At 44.5% G+C, this 16,803-nt stretch carries 17 protein-coding genes; 10 read left to right on the forward strand and 7 right to left on the reverse strand.

Annotated elements, in window-relative coordinates; all coding sequences use genetic code 11:
* Nucleotides 1-424: 424 nt before the first annotated feature.
* Both Q1A23_RS15690 and Q1A23_RS15695 read left to right on the forward strand, forming a co-directional pair.
* Nucleotides 425-2,017, forward strand: a complete 1,593-nt coding sequence (locus tag Q1A23_RS15690; RefSeq protein ID WP_299824970.1) for a hypothetical protein — start codon at nucleotides 425-427, stop codon at nucleotides 2,015-2,017.
* Nucleotides 2,018-2,226: 209 nt separating this feature from the next.
* Nucleotides 2,227-2,616 carry a hypothetical protein gene (locus Q1A23_RS15695; protein ID WP_299824972.1) on the forward strand — a complete coding sequence of 130 codons (390 nt, stop codon included), beginning with the start codon at nucleotides 2,227-2,229 and terminating at the stop codon, nucleotides 2,614-2,616.
* A gap of 94 nt (nucleotides 2,617-2,710) precedes the next feature.
* Here the strand turns inward: Q1A23_RS15695 and Q1A23_RS15700 are convergent, their stop codons facing one another.
* The 5 genes from Q1A23_RS15700 to Q1A23_RS15720 form a co-directional block, all read right to left on the reverse strand.
* Nucleotides 2,711-3,460 (reverse strand): SDR family NAD(P)-dependent oxidoreductase, encoded by a 750-nt coding sequence (locus Q1A23_RS15700; RefSeq protein ID WP_299824974.1) that lies wholly within the window; start codon nucleotides 3,458-3,460, stop codon nucleotides 2,711-2,713.
* A gap of 3 nt (nucleotides 3,461-3,463) precedes the next feature.
* Nucleotides 3,464-4,237, reverse strand: coding sequence for a porin family protein (locus Q1A23_RS15705; RefSeq protein ID WP_299824976.1), 774 nt, complete (start codon nucleotides 4,235-4,237; stop codon nucleotides 3,464-3,466).
* Nucleotides 4,186-4,908, reverse strand: a complete 723-nt coding sequence (ubiE, locus tag Q1A23_RS15710) for a bifunctional demethylmenaquinone methyltransferase/2-methoxy-6-polyprenyl-1,4-benzoquinol methylase UbiE (protein WP_299824978.1) — start codon at nucleotides 4,906-4,908, stop codon at nucleotides 4,186-4,188. Before ubiE ends, Q1A23_RS15705 begins: the two co-directional genes overlap by 52 nt.
* Nucleotides 4,909-5,063: 155 nt before the next feature.
* Entirely contained in the window at nucleotides 5,064-7,049 is a 1,986-nt protein-coding gene (locus Q1A23_RS15715) for an OmpA family protein (RefSeq protein ID WP_299824980.1), read from the reverse strand.
* 476 nt (nucleotides 7,050-7,525) lie between these two features.
* Complete coding sequence (locus Q1A23_RS15720; protein ID WP_299824981.1) at nucleotides 7,526-8,869, reverse strand: tetratricopeptide repeat protein; 1,344 nt, start codon at nucleotides 8,867-8,869, stop codon at nucleotides 7,526-7,528.
* A gap of 135 nt (nucleotides 8,870-9,004) precedes the next feature.
* Here Q1A23_RS15720 and yihA point away from each other — a divergent pair, with 135 nt between their 5' ends.
* The 4 genes from yihA to Q1A23_RS15740 all read left to right on the forward strand — a co-directional run bounded on the left by yihA (nucleotide 9,005) and on the right by Q1A23_RS15740 (nucleotide 11,065).
* Complete coding sequence (gene yihA / locus Q1A23_RS15725; protein ID WP_299824983.1) at nucleotides 9,005-9,631, forward strand: ribosome biogenesis GTP-binding protein YihA/YsxC; 627 nt, start codon at nucleotides 9,005-9,007, stop codon at nucleotides 9,629-9,631.
* 72 nt (nucleotides 9,632-9,703) lie between these two features.
* The gene (locus tag Q1A23_RS15730; RefSeq protein WP_299824985.1) at nucleotides 9,704-10,111 is read left to right on the forward strand and encodes an energy transducer TonB; all 408 of its coding nucleotides are present in this window, start codon (nucleotides 9,704-9,706) and stop codon (nucleotides 10,109-10,111) included.
* 22 nt (nucleotides 10,112-10,133) lie between these two features.
* Nucleotides 10,134-10,673 (forward strand): DUF5606 domain-containing protein, encoded by a 540-nt coding sequence (locus tag Q1A23_RS15735; protein ID WP_299824987.1) that lies wholly within the window; start codon nucleotides 10,134-10,136, stop codon nucleotides 10,671-10,673.
* Between the two features lie 83 nt (nucleotides 10,674-10,756).
* Nucleotides 10,757-11,065: a hypothetical protein gene (locus Q1A23_RS15740; protein ID WP_299824988.1), complete on the forward strand. Its 309-nt coding sequence runs from the start codon at nucleotides 10,757-10,759 to the stop codon at nucleotides 11,063-11,065.
* 124 nt (nucleotides 11,066-11,189) lie between these two features.
* Here the strand turns inward: Q1A23_RS15740 and fbp are convergent, their stop codons facing one another.
* A complete protein-coding gene (gene fbp, locus Q1A23_RS15745) occupies nucleotides 11,190-12,197 on the reverse strand; it encodes a class 1 fructose-bisphosphatase (protein WP_299824990.1) in 1,008 nt (335 codons plus the stop codon).
* Nucleotides 12,198-12,286: 89 nt separating this feature from the next.
* On the opposite strand from fbp, the gene Q1A23_RS15750 reads away from it, so the two are divergent.
* The 4 genes from Q1A23_RS15750 to Q1A23_RS15765 all read left to right on the forward strand — a co-directional run bounded on the left by Q1A23_RS15750 (nucleotide 12,287) and on the right by Q1A23_RS15765 (nucleotide 16,323).
* On the forward strand, nucleotides 12,287-13,546 hold the full coding sequence (locus Q1A23_RS15750) for an aspartate kinase (RefSeq protein ID WP_299824992.1): 1,260 nt from the start codon (nucleotides 12,287-12,289) through the stop codon (nucleotides 13,544-13,546).
* Between the two features lie 464 nt (nucleotides 13,547-14,010).
* On the forward strand, nucleotides 14,011-14,784 hold the full coding sequence (locus Q1A23_RS15755; RefSeq protein ID WP_299824993.1) for an enoyl-CoA hydratase-related protein: 774 nt from the start codon (nucleotides 14,011-14,013) through the stop codon (nucleotides 14,782-14,784).
* Between the two features lie 425 nt (nucleotides 14,785-15,209).
* Entirely contained in the window at nucleotides 15,210-15,665 is a 456-nt protein-coding gene (locus Q1A23_RS15760; RefSeq protein WP_299824995.1) for a transcriptional repressor, read from the forward strand.
* Between the two features lie 28 nt (nucleotides 15,666-15,693).
* Entirely contained in the window at nucleotides 15,694-16,323 is a 630-nt protein-coding gene (locus tag Q1A23_RS15765) for a peroxiredoxin (protein ID WP_299824997.1), read from the forward strand.
* 74 nt (nucleotides 16,324-16,397) lie between these two features.
* Here the strand turns inward: Q1A23_RS15765 and crcB are convergent, their stop codons facing one another.
* A complete protein-coding gene (gene crcB / locus Q1A23_RS15770) occupies nucleotides 16,398-16,769 on the reverse strand; it encodes a fluoride efflux transporter CrcB (protein WP_299824999.1) in 372 nt (123 codons plus the stop codon).
* Nucleotides 16,770-16,803 lie beyond the last annotated feature (34 nt).

A 16,803-nucleotide genomic window follows, 5' to 3' on the forward strand; every position in this document is an offset into this window, starting at 1 on the left:
TTCCGGACTCCAAACAGGAAAACCATACTTTAGTAAGCTCCGGCAAAGTCGAAAAATAAAGCAATTGAAGTACTCCCTCACTTTGGTTAAGCCTTTAACCAACATTAAAATCCCTCTCCCTTCGCACCCACTAGTCCCTATAAAAATTAATCCGAAACTGGTTTAGTAATTGTAAGGGCAAGTATAAATAGAGGTAAAGAAAATGACGTTTTAAAGCTTGTTTTTTTATTGGCGTGCAAAGTACGAGGTTTTAGCAACCAGATGTACAAACATTTCATTACTACTAACTAAAGCCCTGCAAAAAACCAGATAGCCACTCGCCAACCTAAAATTACCCTTACCTTATTTCCTGCTGCTGTTCACATGAAAACATTATAGTTCGTTTACGTTTAAGAAGGTTGATCAAAAGCAACAATCTAACTATATGAATATTCGCCTTGGGCACTTCTTGTTTTTATTGGCCACCCTCCTATTTACCGGTTGCATACGGAAAAACTTTTACGCGAAAACGCCCCTTGTAAACAGAGAAACACGGCAGCAGTTAGAGAGTAATCTTTCTCCTGTTGACTCAGTAACTGTTCAGGCTGGCAAACATTACAAGCGAGGCTTTGTACACCGTTTGTTTTGGGGAACACACTACAGACCACTTTGGGCCGCACCGGTAACGATACCAGTATTTGATATGGCAACTGCCAAAGGCGGGCTCAAGATAGAGAAGTTGGGTGGTGGCTTTCAGACAACCAGCCTTACGCTTGCAGATAAGAATGGCTTTACCTATGCCCTGAGATCTTTAGACAAAGACCCTGCAGAAGTATTACCTAAAGTATGGCGCAAAACGTTTGTACTTAACATCCTCAGAGATCAAACATCGGCCATAAACCCTTATGGAGCACAGGTGCTGCCCCCTTTGGCCGAAGCTGCCGGAATACCGCACTCCAGCCCCGAGCTTGTATATGTCCGCCCAAACGACAGCTCCTTTGGTGAGCACAAGGACAGGTTCAGCGATAAAGTATTCGCGCTGGAGGAAAAATTCAACGATGAGCGCACGATCACACCGGCTCTTGGCAATGCCATCGATATTGTGGGCTCTGGCAAAGTACTAAACAAGCGCTACGAGGATGATGATCATTTTATAGACCAGTTGGCTTTTGCCAAAGCACGCCTTTTCGACCTGCTCGTAAACGATTGGGACCGGCACGAGGGCCAATGGGAATGGGCAAAGTATGAGCCAAACGGCGAAAACCTGTACCGGCCTATCCCCAAGGATCGTGACAATGTATTTTATAGGTTTCAGGATGGCATCATTCCCTGGATTTTCAGCAGGAACTGGGCCATCCGCAAATTCGAGTCTTTCGATGATGAGTTTAACGATGTGAAGGCCCTCATGATCAATTCTGAATTTATAGATCAAAGAGCTTTATCACAGGTTACCCGTACACAGTTTGACTCGCTGGCCAAGGTGCTGCAGCAAGCCATAACCGACGATGTGATTGCTAAAGGAGTACAAAATTACCCAGCATCTGTTTATAAGCTGGAGGGTGAAACAACAAAGCGCAAGCTAATTAACCGCCGTGATAAACTGCATGAGGCTGCCGACAAGTTTTATGAAATCTTAGCAAAAGAAGTATTGGTTGTAGGTACCGATTTAGAGGACAGGTTTGAAGTAAACCGCCTGAATGACGAAAAAACCGAAGTGATTGTAAAACGAAAATCCGATGACAAAGTAGTCTATCGCCGCACGTTCATAAGATCAGAAACAGAGCTAATTACATTACACGGGCTTGCTGAGGATGACAAGTTTAAGATAAATGGCAAAGTAAACCGAGGTATAAAAATAAAGATTGTAGGAGGCCGTGGCGAAGACGAAATCGAAGATAAATCAGAAGTAAAAAGAGGGGGCAAAAAAACCTGGGTGTACGACACCGCACGGGGCACAGAACTTGAAGCAGGACCAACTACAAAAGACAAACGCAAAAATGACGTGCGTATTCACGCATTTGATCGTGAAGGCTTCTGATGTGGCCTTGTTTATATTTTGAGTTTAAGCTACTCCGCTGCTGTGCCTGGTGCAGGGCCACACTTTTACCTTTATACTTTACAGGCACCTTAACAAAGAATACCTGGGGCATAGCGCGCATACTTTTCGAGAAAAATATTAATTTAGTGTAGCAGCAAGTATAAAACATAACCTGTGCCCTATAAGTAACACGAACAAGTAAACGCCATATGGAAACAAACGCTTCAGGAAACCTTATCACACTTCGCCAGAATATACTTGAGAGGATAGAGGAAATCATTTCGAAAGAAATAACCTCAGACTACAAAGCATCATTAGCTGATACAAAAGAAACGTATCAGGCGAAGCTGAAATCGGCACTAACAAGGTATAAGGTCATGCGGCCCATCACCATTGCCATGACCGTCTTATTTATACTAATATGCATTGCCCAAATCGGAGAGTTCAACTTCTTTTTTGAATGGCAACAGGCAGCCTTATTTATACTTATGACTTTCTCGCTGACGCTGAACACAGCTAACTTAAAGCAGCAGATCGAAAAGTATAAACAACTGTTACACTTGCTCCAGATGATGGAAAGCCTGGATAAAACGAAGTAGCGCCACGCACATAAATACTGTTAAAAGTACCCCTAAAAAGCATGGCCCCTCGGTTAAGAAAACCAAGGGGCCATGCTTTTTAATTATACTGTGCTTAGCTTTTTACCACCGTAGTTGCCGATGCCTGGGCAGATGGAAGTATAAGCACTTCAGCTAAGTTTACATGCGATGGGCGCGTAACTATAAAACTGATCAATTCGGCTATGTCCTGTGCCTGTAAAGCCTGGTACCCTTGGTAAACCGTTGCTGCTCTGTCTTTGTCGCCTTTAAAACGAACTTCTGAGAACTCTGTCTCTACCAGTCCTGGGTTAACTTCTGATACTTTTATGCCATCCTGCACCAGGTCCAGGCGCATGGCTTTGGAAAGCGCATCTACCGCAAATTTAGAGGCACAGTACACGTTACCATTCGCGTATACTTCTTTGCCGGCTATAGAGCCAATGTTTATAATGTGGCCTTTTTTGTGCTTCAGCATCAGGGGCAGCACAGCGCGTGTTACATAAAGCAGGCCTTTCACGTTAATGTCCAGCATCGCGTCCCAGTCCTCTACATCGCCGGTTTGTATAGGCGAAAGGCCGTGTGCGTTACCTGCATTGTTAACCAGCACCTCAATTTGCCTCCATGCTTCCGGCAACGAATCAATGGCTTGTTCTATCGCTGCCTTATCACGCACATCAAAGGCCAATGTATAAACCGGCACTTCGGTTATCACGTCTTTTAGCTCCTGCAAGCGCTCTTCACGGCGTCCTGTTGCAAGTATCTGGTATCCTTTTTTGGCAAGCTCAATGGCCGTGGCACGTCCAATACCTGAGGTTGCGCCGGTAACAAGGGCTGTTTTGTTCATTTTTTACTCAAAGAAAAGTATTAATGATACATTGTGATTTGTCATCTTCTGGATGCTGGTGTTATACAGGCTTGGGTTGGCCACATGCTGGTTTATCAAGCCATGCGAGAAACGTATTTCCGGAGCAAACTTAAAGTATGGGTAAAAGATGTCTACCCCAAAGCCATACTCCAGCGCCAGGTCAAAGTTATCAACCAGCAGTTCGTTTTCAACGTCATCGCCGCTTCGGGTGCTGCCCAGGTCCAGGCCAGGCTTAATGCCACCAACCAGGTACATCCTGAAGTTGCCGCGGCGCTTAGCTTTATACTTTAGCAGCAGGGGCAACTCTACCATGGTAGAGCTAATGGTTTTAACAACATCGCCGCGCTCGCCGGTTTCCTGGGGGGCGTTGGCATACTCAATAGAGCGGCCATAAAAGCCAACGCCCGGTACAAAGCGGGCGCTTAGATACTCTGCCAGGCGTACATCAAGTACAAGGCCAGTATAAAAGCCCGGCGATACTTTTGCATTGATGGCCATACTTCCTGCACCACCCGGGTCGTTTGCCAGTTGGTCTGCGTAATCCTGAGAGTGCTGTATGTTATACTTAGTGAGCGGTACAGCCAGGTAAAAGCCATAGTGCACGATCTTATCATCGTAGCCGGCTTTATTTTGTTGCTTTATCTTTTTCTGAGCCTGCGCCGCCTGGGTGCCAAAAAGCATGGCCAGCACAAAGCCTAAGAAAACTATTTTTTGCCTGTGTAAATCGAACTGATTCCGAATGTGAGTGAATGCCATTTGGTGTTTTTAAATCCAACCTCTTCAAAAATGCTGATAAAGTCTTTACCGTCAGGAAACGCCTGTACCGACTCTGGCAGGTACGTGTATGCAGCATTATCCTTTGAAACGATTTTGCCTACCACCGGTAGTATATTCTTAAAATAAAATTGATAAAGTTGTTTCATCGGGAAGCTGCGCGGCTTCGAAAACTCCAGCACCACAGCCGTGCCACCTGGCTTCAGAACGCGGTTCATTTCCGATAAGCCCTTCTTCAGGTTCTCGAAATTGCGCACGCCAAAGGCCACCGTTATAGCATCAAAGGTATTATCCTCAAATGGCAGGTTTTCAGAGTCGCCGTACTTTAGCTCTATTTTATTTGTAAGTCCTTTTTTTACCAGCTTCTCACGTCCTACGGCTAACATGCCCTCAGAGATGTCCACCCCCACTATTTTATCCGGGTTCAGGCGCAGCGTTTCTATGGCAAAGTCGGCGGTGCCGGTGGCAATGTCCAATACCAGCTTTGGTTTTTCAGGAGCAAGCAGGCTAACAGCTTTCTTTCTCCAGATAATATCGATGCCAGCGCTCAAAAAATGGTTCAGGAAATCATACTTGCCGGCAATGTTGTTGAACATCGTGGCTACCTGCGATTTTTTGTTTTCGTTCTGGTCTTTGTAGGGTACTACCGCCATGGGTTAATTGTAATTTGTAATAAGGCAAAAATACTGTTCCTAAAACTATAATCCGCAGTTTATGTTCCGAAATATAAAAAAACAGGCCAAACATAATGTCTGGCCTGTTTAGGGTATAGTATAAAGTACGTTTTTTTAAGACGCTTTACTTAATTTTAGTTCATCTGTCTGTTGATCTGCTGGTTCTGCTGCGTGTTGTCGCCTTCGCGCGGAATCACTCTGAACATTGTTCTTCTGTTCAGCTGCATGTTTTCCGGAGAATCGTTGCTTACCGCTGGTCTGCGCTCGCCGTAGCTAACTGTTACCAGGCGCTTAGGAGAAATGCCTTGCTTCACCAGGTAATCGTAAGCGGCACTTGCACGGTTCTCACCAAGCGTCATGTTGTAAGACTCGCTGGCACGAGAGTCTGTATGGCCTTCGATGCTAACGTTCATGCCCGGGTTCTGCTTCATGATACGCACAATGTTGTCCAGTTCTTTGATAGACTCAGGGCGAAGATCATATCTGTCAGTATCGTAGTAGATGTTCTGCATAGCAATCTTGCCTGTTCCGGCTGGTCTGGCAGTTGTATCTACAAAAGCGATATAAAAGTTTTGCGTGATGCTGGTGGTATCGTTAAGTGATACTGGCACCTCCACCTCTTCTGTGGTGATCACTTTGCCATCCTTAGAAACCTGCACCTGGTACATACGGCCTGATAACACCTGAACTGCATAAGTAGCAGAATCAGGCTTTGTAACATCGCGGTAAGAGATTGGTCGCTTATCAGCCTGCGTTGAGTTAAATACAAGCTCTATACCTGAGATCAACGTGCTGTCAAGTTGCGAGAACACCTGGCCTTTTACTTCAGCGTTGCGTAGGTAATTAATCGTGTAAATGTCTTTTTCGCCGTAGCCACCAATGCGGTAAGAAGACAAGTAAGCATAGCTTCCGTCTGGTGCCAGGCGGTAATATGTGTCGTCGTCAGGTGTGTTAATAGGTGCACCTAAGTTTACAGGGCGGGCCCAACGTCTGGCAACCGAGTCGTACTTGGCTGAGAAAATATCGTATCCACCCATTGAGTTGTGGCCTCTTGAAGCAAAGAACAATGTTCCGTCGCTTGCCAGGTAAGGGCTGTCATCATCAAACGGTGTGTTGATTGTTTTGCCTAAGTTACGTGGTGTTCCCCAGTTGCCTTTCTTGTCGCGCTGCGATACATAAATGTCCAGGTCGCCGTTCTCTGAGTAGTTGCTCGTTGAGAAGTATAAAGAGTTGCCGTCTGCTGTGATAAACGCATCAGATTCGAAGCCACGGGTATTTATTCTGTCGCCAATGCTTTTTGGAGCACCCCATGCACCATCAGGCTGACGCTCTGAAACCAGAATATCGCCATTGTTGATGGATGAGTAAAGCAACATTTTAGAGTCGTTATCAAAAAGCTGGATAGATGCATCGTGGCCAGGGCCATTTAAAGCACCCGGAACAACCTGCGTTGGCTCCCACTCATCGTCACTTATTCTTCTTGTCTCAAAAATATCTTCGAAAAACTCGCCGTCACGGGCAGCCTTGCCACCAGTTGCCTTCTCGCCTCTTGATGTGAAAAGCAGGTAGTTGAAGTCTGAAGAGATAACAGGGCTGTGCTCAGAGTAAGCAGTATTGATAGTGCCGCCCAGGTTCTTCACGAAAACATCCTTCGGGTTAGCTACCTCTTTCTTGGCATTGCGGGAGTAGTTAATTAACTGTGCTACTTCCTCGCGACGCTCATAGTTTCTTTTTTTGATTGTTTTCTGATACGCCTGGTAGTGCTCCACAGCGCTGTCGAAACGGTAGTTGATATGGTCTGTACGACCTAACCAGTACTCAAGATCGCGATCAACTTTTGGCTTTAGTTTTTGTGCACGGTACAGGTAATCCGCTGACTTTTCTTTATCGAAAGTCATGTAGCTGATACCTGCACGGTACAAAGCTTTCGCGTTATCAGGATTTTTTGCCAGTACTTGCTCGTAAAAAGGGATAGCCTCCCTATAGTTTTCTTTGTTAAAAAACTTGTTCGCGGTGCGTAGCTGCTTTCCGGTGCTCTGCGCCGCTACCGAGGCAACGAACAAGAACATAAAAACTAGCAGCAACGATAACCGAGATAACGATTTGGCTAGATGGTTCATAAAGAAATTGTTTGTTATATTTTATTTTTTAAGCTTGTGTTCTCAGTATAATTAGGTAGCTACTAACTTATCAGTTGCTCTATATATATAAATACACATGCATCTATACGAGCAATATTAAAATTAGTATATGTACGGTGCTCCTTTAATTTAAACTTGTAGATGTAAGGCTTTCCGCAAGTATAAATCAAAGATTAACGCGCCTTACATTATAACGTTATCAATAATAAATTGTCAAGAATGCAAATATATAAAATATATAATATAGTTGATCGTTTTACCGTACTTTGTTCATAGCAGGTAAAATAATTAAAATCTATATATTTAAATAATCATCAGCTGCTTCACGTTCTTCAAAATTTATACTTTGCTCAAAACACCACCTACCCTTCAGGTAAGGCAGTTATACGCCAAGGTTTGCTGCGGATAAAAACTATGATTCAGAAACAAGGGAAGCACCCAAGGCAAGTAGTGCATTAATTAGATGGGAAAATTACCTGGTAAATATCCTTTCCACCAAAGCCACCGGCCCTGTTAGAAGAGAAGAAAGCATCTGTGCGCTTCCGGTTCAGCACAAAATACAGATCATCGTGCGTAGAGTTTATAGGATACCCCAGGTTATGCGCAGCGCTCCAGGAGCCATTCTCGAGTTTGCTGCTAAAGATATCAAACCCGCCCATGGTATTGTGCCCAAGCGAGCTAAAGTATAGGGTGTTCGTTACAGGGTCAACAAAGGGGGCATCATCGTCGAAGGCTGTATTGATGTTGGGCCCCAGGTTAAGGGCAGGCCCCCACGCACCGTCTTCTTCCCTGGCAGCCACATAAAGGTCTAGTCCGCCCATGCCACCCGGCCTGTTGCTCGAGAAAAAAGCGTATTTATTATCTGGTGTTATAAAGATCGAAACATTCAGCTGCCCCTCATCAAAAGGAAAACCCAGCGGCTTTGGATCGGCCCAATTACCGTTATCAAAATCTGAAACGTGCAGCCCCTTGGTGCTATGGAAAGTATAAAGCCTGCGCCCCGATGGACTGATATTTACCAGACCGTGCTCCAATTTATTTTTGTAGTTACCGAATTCCGGGGTAGTTGCCTCCCAGCCGCCATCATGCCTGGTAGCATACATTAGCTTTTCCTCGTCGGTTAGCAGCCCGTGCTTATCAGCGTGCCTGTAACGTGTTGTAAACAGCATAGTGCTATCGCCGGGCATAAACACCGGGATATGATCCGAAAAAACGGTGTTTATACTATTGCCCAGGTTAATAACCTCGGCTACAGATGGCTTGTTTAACAGGATCACTCCTGCTGCACACTCATCGATTCGTTTTTGCAAGAGTTGGATGTAAGGCTTGTCGGAGCGTGGGGTGCGGGCCATTTCCTGCTGGTAATATTGCTTGGCTTTCTCAAACTCGTAATCCTGGTGGTGCGCCTCTGCCAGGTAAAGCAAAATCAAATAGTCCGAAAAAGTGGGTGCGATGTCAAAAGCGATTTTAAAGTATACTTTGGCTTTTTTAGGCTCGTGTAGCTCCAGGTAGCAATAGCCTGTTTTATAATTCGCTTTCAGGTTTTTAGGGTTCACCTCCAGGGCTTTGCGGTAAAGCTCTAAAGCCAAAGTATAGTTTTCCAGGTCAAAGGCTGTATCGGCTTTCCGGATATAGCTTTTTTCTCCTCCTCCTGGCGCAGCACCACCGCATACAACCAAAATCAGGAATACACCCAACATCTTAAGTATAGCTTTTCCCCTGCTGCGTATGTTAAAATGTTTCAGCTGTTTAGTCGTTTTACTGAATCCTGGGGGCACGTTCGGGTTAGAGAACTTCATGTTTGGAAAAATAAGCTTAACTTTGAGGTGCAGACAAGGCTTTAAAACCTTGGAGCGTTTAATTTAACAAAATTACAGCTTTACCCTTATATATAACTTAATTATTGGCTAAGGATAAGTGAACATAACTAGCGCATGGATATAAAGGAAGCAAAGTTTTTGATGAGTAACACCCAGGTAGAGCTATGCCCGACGCCAGACAAGCCGGAATATGCATTTATCGGGCGTTCAAATGTAGGGAAGTCCTCTTTGATAAACATGCTTACCGGCCAGAAGGGATTGGCTAAAACGTCGTCTTCGCCGGGAAAAACACAGCTTATCAACCATTTTATAATTAATAATAGCTGGTACCTGGTAGATTTACCTGGGTATGGCTACGCTAAAGTCAGTAAAGAGTCGCGGGAGAAGTGGCGCCGCATGATCAATTATTACCTTCAGAAACGCGAAAACCTTACCTGCGTTTTTGTTTTGATCGACTCGAGGCACGAGCCACTAAAGCAAGACCTTGAGTTTATAAACCACCTGGGCAATATGGGCGTGCCATTTGTTATCGTGTTCACAAAACTTGACAAGCAGTCGGCGCTAAAAACAGAGGCCAACGTATCGGCTTTTAAAAGTAAGATGGGCGAAACCTGGGAAGAGCTTCCGCTAATGTTTACAACCTCTGCCGAAAAGCGTATTGGTAAAGACGAAATACTGCAGTATATTGAAGAGGTAAACGTGCAGGTGCAGGACCAGCAAAAACAAAACCTTTCGCATTAAGTATAAGGTGGCGGTATAACAGGTGCGCAGCAAAGCCACTCCTGAAGTAGAATCTTATTATTTTTTACCTATATGAAAACCAAATTAACTTTTTTATTTATTTTGTTTGCTTTCGCAACGGTAACCGTTTCGGCACAGACAACTGAGGCTAAAGCAGAAACCAAAACTGAAGAGAAGAAAGTATGGACTCCGGAGAAAACACCTCCGGTGGCAGAATACTACGAAGGCGGAGTAGAGGCAATGTATAAAGCCATTTACAAAGAGCTTAATTACCCGCCCCTGGCAAAGCGTAATCGTGTGCAGGGCGATTGCATTATCAGTTTTACTTTAAACGAAGATGGATCATTGTCTGGGTTTAAAGTGCTGCGCAATGCAGGTGCAGGCACAGGAGAAGAAGCGCTTCGTGTAGCCAGACTGCTTAAGTTCAACGCTCCCGGTTTTGCGGTAAATGCCAGCATTCCAATTATGTTCAAGCTATAAAACCAAAAGTTTATACTTTACTATGCCTATAGATTTAAGACAAGTTGCGGCCATCTCTGGCCAAAGCGGGCTTTACCAGATTGTAAAGCCAACGCGTACCGGTGTAATTGTGCAAAGCCTGGAGGATTCTCCTAAAACAATGGTTGCGCAGGCACGCCACCGCATGTCTATCCTGGATGAAATCTCTATTTACACTACCGACGAGGAAGGTACTGTGCCATTGGCAGAAGTATTTGAGCGCATCCATGAGAAGTACGGCGATACATTGCCACTTGGCGAAAAGCCAAGCAACGAAGAGTACCAGCAGTTTATGAGCGATGTGCTACCGAACTACGATGCGGAGAAAGTATACACCTCTGACATGAAAAAGCTGGCAACCTGGTACACTATCTTAAACAAGCAAGTAGGTTTTGGTAAAGCAGAAACAGCTGCTGCTGCTGCTGCTGCGAAAGAAGCAGCGCCTGCAGAAGCAAAAGCGCCTAAAGCAAAAAAAGCACCCGCTGAGAAGAAAGAAAAAACAGCAGAGGCTAAGCCTAAAAAACCTAAAGCAGAAAAAGAATAGTCTATTCTGCTTTTACAGCGAACGCCCTCCCGTAACGGAGGGCGTTCTGTTTTGTATCGTATAATTTATTTATACTTTATAGTATGCATTATCCAGCTACCATCATTTCGAGCACCACCTCCCGGTTACAAACACTTTTTGAGGTAGATAACCTGCCTGCCTCTAACCTCGAAGCCCTGCACTTTAAACTGTCGCGGGTGGTATTGCAGCTTTTAACATCCGATTTACCTAAGCTGCTGCAAATACTTTACAGAATTGATGTGGATGAAAAAGCCGTGAAAGAAGCAATGGTTGCAGATGATTCTGAATTGATTTCTGAACGCATTGCACGCCTTATCTTAAAGCGCGAACTGCAAAAAGCAGAGTTAAGGCAAAAGTATAGCAGCAGGTAAGGCAGCAGCAATGCTTTAGTATACACTACCATCAGCCAGCTTTAAAGCGAGCGTATAAGACAAACAAAAAGGGGCAGAAAGTTTGTCTAACCTGCTGCCCCTTTTCTATGGTATACTTCTGCCTTTAGCTAACCAATGCATCAGCCTTTACTAGTTCTTCTACTTTCTCCACCATTTCAGTAGAGCCAATCACCAGCGGGCAACGCTGATGCAAATCAGTAGGCTCGATTTCCATGATGCGTTGTGTTCCGGTTGTGGCTTTGCCTCCTGCCTGCTCTACTATAAATGCAAGAGAGTTGCACTCATACATCAGGCGCAATTTACCGTTCGGAGATTTTGCCGTTGATGGGTAAATATAGATGCCGCCCTTTAACAGGTTACGGTGAAAATCTGCTACCAGCGATCCAATGTAGCGAGCCGAATACCCTTGCTCTTTGCAATAGCTAACGTAATTCTTGATTCCTTCCGGGAAGCTGTTTAAGGCCCCTTCGTTGCAGGAGTACACGTTGCCTGTGCGCGGCGTTACAATGTTTGGGTGAGACAGGAAGAACTCGCCTAACGACGGCTCATAAGTAAAGCCATTCACGCCATGCCCTGTAGTGTATACAAGCATTGTAGATGAGCCATAGATAATGTAACCTGCCGCTATCTGTCGGGTACCGTTCTGCAGGCAGTCTTCTAGTGTTCCGTCACAGCCGGTTTCAGATGACCTTCTGTATACTGAGAAAATAGTACCGATGGAAACGTTTACATCAATATTGGATGAACCGTCAAGCGGGTCCATGGCGACAATGTATTTGCCTTTGGTATTGCCTGTCTGGATTATATCTTCTTCCTCTTCAGAAATGATAGCGCAAACTTCGCCACCATTGCGCAAGGCCCTGATAAAGCGAATGTTGGCAATCACATCCAGCTTCTGTTGCTCCTCGCCCTGCACATTCTGGCTGCCATAGGCGCCAGTTACATCAAGCAGGCCTGCACGGTTTATCTCTCTGTTTACTATTTTAGCTGCCAGCGCAATGTCACGCAGCAGCTGAGACAATTCCCCTGTGGCATATGGGAAGTCCTCTTGTTTTCTCATTATAAACCTGTCCAGGGTGGTGCCAACAGGTAAAGCCAGTCTGTCATTCATAAAGTAAAGATTTAACCTAGTACAAAAGTATCAATTTTAGTTAATATTAGGAAGTATACATAATTTTACGGCAAACGTACCTAGTCAGGATGAAAGTATACAAGTTTGGTGGGGCGTCTGTAAAAAGCGCCGAGGCATTTCGTAACATAGCACACATTATAAAAACCCATGGCGGCGACAAACAGCTGTTAATAGTTGTATCAGCAATGGGCAAAACAACCAATGCCCTGGAGCAAATATTGAACATGGCTTTTAATGAGCAGCGTTATGAAGCGGAATACCAGCATTGTTTAAGCTATCACCTGCAAGTAAGCAACGAGTTGTTTCCGGATAAGGCAAGCCTGGTGCACGAGCAACTGGAACATCTCTTTGCGCAGCTACACCAAGTCTTACAGCATTTACCTACAGGGGCTACATACGATAAAACTTATGATCAGATCGTAAGTTTCGGAGAATTATTTTCGTCTACCATTCTTCATCATTTCTTAAAAAGCCAAGGGCTTGCAAACTCCTGGATCGACAGCCGCAAGTACATACAAACAGACAATACCTGGCGCGAAGGAAAAGTGGATTGGGCCTGGACAGAACGTACTATAAAGCGCGACTTGCCTGCTCTATTAAACACCCAGCTGGTGGTAACGCAGGGCTTCTTGGGTGGCACTAACAATGGCCATACTACAACCCTGGGCCGCGAGGGCTCAGACTTTAGTGCAGCCATATTTGCCTACTGCCTTGATGCAAGCGCCATGTATATCTGGAAAGATGTAGATGGTTTATTAAATGCAGACCCTAAGCATTTTGAGGATACCGTTCGTTACCCTGAGATTTCTTACCAGGAAACAGTAGAAATGGCTTACTATGGTGCATCTGTCATTCACCCTAAAACCATTAAGCCGCTAGCCAACAAGCTTATTCCGCTGTACGTTAAGTCCTTTGTAAACCCGGCTGCCGAAGGAACAAAGATCTGTGATTGCCGCTTCGAAGTGATCGCACCGGCTTATATCATCAAAGAGAACCAATGCCTTATTTCTTTCAGCGTAAAGGATTTTACCTTTATTTCTGAGAAAAACCTAGGCACTATTTTTAATGCGCTGTCGGAGCTGAGGCTTAAAATAAACATGATGCAGAATTCAGCTATCTCTTTCTCTATTTGCACCGATTACCACCAGGAGCGCTTGCACCGCCTGATGCAAACGCTTCATGACCAGTTTATCATACATTATAACACAAGCCTATACTTGTATACTGTAAAAAATTATGATATTATAAGTATAAATAAAATTACTACTGGTAAAGAAATATTACTAGAACAACGCACCAGAACTACCTTTCAGGTAGTTTGCAAGTAGAAATATTCAATTGAACAAAAACTTTACTTTTCTTTCAATATTTTAAATTTTCTAATATCCACTTTAAAAATATTTATATTTAGAAAACTTTGTATTTACTTTGCGTATAGATACGCCTGTGAAATAGCTCGTATAACTTTTGAACGCAAATGGCCGAAAAGATCACCCCCACTTTTATAATTAAGCTTGTTATTCTGTTCTCTTTACTTTTAACAGGAGTTTATTTGCGCCCGAATAAAACTGGTATGCAAGCTAACGCCAAAACCGTACTTAATTACGAGAAACCTGCTGCTGATGAGGAACCCCTGCCAGAGCAGGATGTATACTACAAGCTGGTAAAAAACCAATAAACGCATAACATACCCTTTTACTTGACAAGCCCTTTAGCAGGGCTTTTTTTATGCTTGCTAAAACCCGTAACTTAAGGCTTTCAATCAAAAAACGCTGATCGCAAAATAAAACCCATGGAATTCATACTTGTAACACCTCAGGCGCAGCCACACATAGCGCTTATCCAATTAAACAGGCCAAAAGAGCTTAATGCACTAAACCTGCAACTTATGGGCGAACTGCGCGATGCCCTGAAAGAGCTTGATGAGAACGAGGAGATACGTGCTATCATCATAACTGGCAATGCCAGAGCGTTTGCCGCTGGTGCCGATATAAAGCAAATGGCTGGAAAAACGGCCATCGATATGTTAAATATTGATCAATTCTCTACCTGGGATCAAATCCGTAAAACCAAAAAGCCCATTATCGCTGCTGTTTCAGGGTTTGCGCTGGGCGGTGGCTGCGAACTGGCCATGACCTGCGACATGATTGTTGCTTCTGAAACAGCCATGTTTGGCCAGCCGGAAATAAAGATCGGTGTAATGCCTGGCGCCGGAGGCACCCAACGATTAACCAAGGCCATAGGCAAGGCCAAAGCCATGGAGATGGTTTTAACGGGCAAATTTATGACTGCTGACGAGGCCGAGAAGCATGGCCTGATAAACCGTGTGGTGCCGGTGGAGCTATACTTAGAGGAAGCCTTTAAGCTAGCTGCAGACGTAGCGCAGATGTCGCCGGTGGCGGCTAAGCTGGCAAAAGAAGCTGTTAACCGTTCTTTTGAAACCAACCTGGACGAAGGATTATACTTTGAGCGAAAGAACTTCTACCTCTGCTTTGCCTCTGAAGATCAGACTGAAGGCATGAACGCTTTTGTAGAGAAGCGCAAACCAGAATTTAAGGGCCGATAGTCTGAGGTTGTAAGTTAGAGAAGTAGAGACGCAATATGTTGCGTCTCTACTTTTAGCTGCCGCAAGTTTAGCGGAGCGTAACTTGTGGCTGTACATGATGCCAGTTTGCAACTGGCTTTCTGCAAGAGCAGAAAGTTATACTTTATCAGAGTAAACCTTATCGCCAAAGTATAAAATACTGTTGAAGCCCTTCCTTGCTTTTCCGAAGCAAAGCAGTTGAAAACAGCTGCCATACGAAGCCACAAGTTACGCTCCGCTAAACTTGCGTAAGGAGCACTTTGTGAACACTCATTCTCCTCCACCCCCAAAGTTCCCTCATATGCTAATAACTTTTAACACTTCACTTTTAACTTTTAACTATCCTCCTTACCTTTGCAGGAACTTTTCTTAAGTAAGAAACATTCTTAACTGGTATGCAGCAAAACATGACACGAGACGAATTGCGACAGCGCTTGTTAGCTTGTGACCTTAAGGTTACACAGCAGCGCATTGTTGTGTTCGAATCGGTGATGGAACTGCATGGGCACCACCCTACCGCAGAAGATATATACCAGCGCCTGAAGCCGGCTAACCCAAGTATATCGTTGGGTACGGTTTATAAAACGCTGGATACTTTTGTAGAGACAGGCCTTATACGGAGAGCTCTTTCTGAGGAAGGCGGCAAGCGCTACGATGCCAATATGCATGCACATAACCACATTTTCTGCAGCAAAACCAAAGAGATCGTTGATTTTGAGGATGCAGAACTGGAGCAGCTACTGACGGAGTTTTTCAGCAAACGCAAACTGGAGAACTTCGAGATAAAGGGCTTCTCGGTGCAGCTAACAGGAAACAAAGTGGAGCCCGATAAGCAAATAAGTATAAAACGAGTATCTAAATAGATTTTTTAAACTAAAACAATAGAATAACATGGCAGTATTAGTTGGTAAAAAAGCACCTTCTTTTAAAGCAACAGCAGTAGAAAACGGCGAGTTTGTTGAGAACTTCTCATTAGAGCAGTACATCGGCAAAAAGCACGTACTTTTCTATTTCTACCCAATGGACTTCACTTTCGTGTGCCCAACTGAAATCATCGCTTTCCAGGACAGAATGGAAGAGTTTGAGCGCAAGGGTGTAGCCGTAGTAGGTTGCTCTACTGACACGCACTTCTCTCACTTTGCGTGGTTGAACACTCCGCGTGAGCAGGGTGGCATCGAGGGTGTTAACTACCCACTTGTAGCTGATGCGTCTAAAACAATCGCTCAGAACTACGACGTATTAGCTGGTCATTACGACTACAACGAAGAAGGCGAAGTAACTTTCGTAGGTGAGCCTGTTGCTTACCGTGGTCTGTTCCTAATCGACAAAGAAGGCGTTGTTCGCCACCAGGTTGTTAACGACCTTCCACTTGGCCGTTCAATCGACGAGGCAATCCGTATGGTAGACGCTCTTCAGTATTTCGAAGAGAAAGGCGAAGTTTGCCCGGCAAACTGGTCTGAAGGCAAAGAAGCAATGCAAGCAACAAAAGAAGGTGTATCTAACTACCTTGCGAAGCACTAAGCTTTAACAGTTTTAAAATATTAAAAAAGCCCCGGCGTATGTCGGGGCTTTTTGTTGTAGCATACTTTTTATACTTAAACCAATTTAACCAGCCAGATACCGGCAAAAGTAGCCAATAGCCCCAGCAACACACTTGCAGCAATATAAATTACAGAATGCCCATACTGCTCCGACTGCAGCAGAGAAACCGACTCTACTGAAAAAGCAGAGAAAGTAGTAAAGCCACCCAATATGCCAGTTGCCAGGAAAGGCCGCCATGTAGCGGCTAAATCTCCTTTGGCTAGCAAGGCAAATATCACTCCCATTAAAAAGCAGCCTATTAAATTAACGCCAAGCGTGCCAAAAGGAAAAGCGATGGCAGAGCGAGTTTGTATAAACTGTGCTAAAGTATAACGCAGTACACCACCAATAAAGCTGCCTGCCCCAACTGCTAAAAGTATCTTCATGTAAGTAAAAGTATCCTAAAAAGTATAAAAGCAG

The sequence above is a fragment of the uncultured Pontibacter sp. genome, from assembly GCF_947492645.1.
Classification (GTDB): domain Bacteria; phylum Bacteroidota; class Bacteroidia; order Cytophagales; family Hymenobacteraceae; genus Pontibacter.